The organism is Variovorax glucosi, from assembly GCF_051216695.1.
Classification (GTDB): domain Bacteria; phylum Pseudomonadota; class Gammaproteobacteria; order Burkholderiales; family Burkholderiaceae_C; genus Variovorax.
Genome location: NZ_JBPJZE010000396.1, coordinates 290 through 1,037, shown reverse-complemented (window position 1 = coordinate 1,037; position 748 = coordinate 290). Strand labels below are relative to the sequence as shown.

General features: G+C 69.5%; 2 protein-coding genes. Both read right to left on the bottom strand.

What is annotated here, in order from left to right:
• On the bottom strand, positions 1–308 hold a 308-nt coding region (locus ACSFA3_RS25965), incomplete at its 3' end, for an alcohol dehydrogenase catalytic domain-containing protein (protein ID WP_435508180.1).
• 3 nt (positions 309–311) lie between these two features.
• On the bottom strand, positions 312–748 hold a 437-nt coding region (locus ACSFA3_RS25960), incomplete at its 5' end, for a beta-keto acid cleavage family enzyme (protein ID WP_435508179.1).

Genomic DNA, 748 nt, shown 5'->3' with positions numbered 1-748 from the left:
TGAGCCGGTCGGGCCTTCGTGGCAGGCAACTCGCGGCCGATCCATTCGTCGGGGCCGCTCACCACGGTGCCCGCGAAGTCGCGGCCCGGGGTTCGCGGCCAGACAGCCTGCGGCATGATGCCCAGCGTCGCTTTCACGTCGCTCGGGTTCACCGCGGCGGCGGCGATGCGCACCACGGCGTGGCCAGGTGGCGGTGTGGGTTCTGGCTGCGGCGCGGCCTCGAGTCGCAGCGCGTCGAGGTTGGCGGCCTTCTCGCTCACGCGCAATGCGCGGGAGCTGTGGGCGGTGTGCATGGCTGCGATGCTCATCGTTCAGTTCCTTGCATCCGGCAAGCCCAGCATGGCGCGCGCCTCGCGCGGGTTCGCGATTTCGCCGCCCAGGCTCAGCAGGATGTCGCGCGCCTTCGCCACCAGCTGCGCATTGCTCTCGGCCAGCACGCCCTTCTCGAGGTAGATGTTGTCCTCCATCCCCACGCGCACGTGGCCGCCGAGTAGCCAGGCCTGAGCGACGATCGGGAACTCCATGCGGCCGATGCCGAAGGCGCTCCAGAACGCGCCGCGCGGCAGCATGTTGCGGGCGTACAGCAGCGTCTCGGGCGTGGGTGCAAATCCGTACTTCACGCCGAGCACGAAGGTCCACATGGCGGGGCCGTCGAGCATGCCGTCGGCGATGAGGTCGAGCGCGAGGTTGATGTCGCCCGAATCGAAGATCTCCAGCTCGGGCGTCACGCCGGCCTCGCGGATCACCT